Genomic DNA, 1005 nt, shown 5'->3' on the forward strand with positions numbered 1-1005 from the left:
GTTGTAACGGTTTCAGTCGCTTCAATGAAGCCACATGAAGCGATCGCAACCAGAGGGAATGTACGCAGGCCCGCGCTGCGTTCATGTTTTTCTCTGTCCCATCCGATCGGTAGCGCCAGGACATAGGCGATCAGGAGTGGCAGAAAGTTCGCGACGACATAGGCCTCGGCCCCTCGGGACAGTAACCAGTCGACCACGTGTTTCCTCCCTCTTGCTGACGATCGAGCGTTGCGCAACTCAACTCGAACTTCGCGTGTTTGTTCCCATCACCAGAAGAGTTGCGGAAAAACTGACCGGGCCTCGTTTCAGAAAAGAGGCCTCGGGAAGCACCTCAATGCTCGATCACAGAAACAAGAAATTCGGAACATTAGGCGAAGTCCTGACGTTGTCTGACAAAGCCTTGCAGCGCCAGAACGACAATGAAAGCGCTTACGAACTGCGGGGGCTGTCCGTGGTCGCTACCGGCCAAAGGAGCGTCACTCGTGGTTCAGGACACTCCGTCGATTTCACAGAGAATCGAACATTCTTAGGGAGACATTACCATGCAGAAGAGCGAAACGCGGCAGCTTGCTGAAGAATATTTGCGCCTCGGAGGAACGCGCAAGGTGATGATCGACGACAATAAAACATTCGTGCGCCAATATGAGGAAGATCCACCTGCAGCGAGCGAGTTTTGGCAGAAGAACATTGCTGGTCTTGACCGTGACACTCTCGAAGATGTCGAATTTTTCCTTCCGTCCATCAACTCTGACGGGGAATCCATGAGTGGGCGGCGCTGATCGCTCTGCGCACAGTCGAATGTTTCTCCGCCCGGAAACGGAACCTTCTCCCATGCATCTCGCTGTAGACAAAGGACCAACAGATGCGAAGTAAAATTCTTTCAACAGATACGAATACAGGCGAGCGAACGTTCATGCTCGTGGCAGAGGTCGGTGACGAAGCGTTCACCGCCATCACGGCATTTGCCAAGGAGAACAACATCAACGCCGCCTCTGTCACGGGTAT

2 protein-coding genes are annotated in these 1005 nt (G+C 53.4%); one reads left to right on the top strand and one right to left on the bottom strand.

The window, feature by feature from the left end; all coding sequences use genetic code 11:
- A partial coding sequence (locus N7578_RS22610) for an MgtC/SapB family protein (RefSeq protein ID WP_422646741.1) occupies positions 1-197 on the bottom strand: 197 nt, incomplete at its 3' end.
- 345 nt (positions 198-542) lie between these two features.
- On the opposite strand from N7578_RS22610, the gene N7578_RS22615 reads away from it, so the two are divergent.
- On the top strand, positions 543-779 hold the full coding sequence (locus tag N7578_RS22615) for a hypothetical protein (protein ID WP_311112596.1): 237 nt from the start codon (positions 543-545) through the stop codon (positions 777-779).
- The last annotated feature ends 226 nt before the right edge of the window (positions 780-1005 follow it).

It is taken from the genome of Agrobacterium tumefaciens (assembly GCF_031801495.1).
GTDB classification, from domain to species: domain Bacteria; phylum Pseudomonadota; class Alphaproteobacteria; order Rhizobiales; family Rhizobiaceae; genus Agrobacterium; species Agrobacterium tumefaciens_K.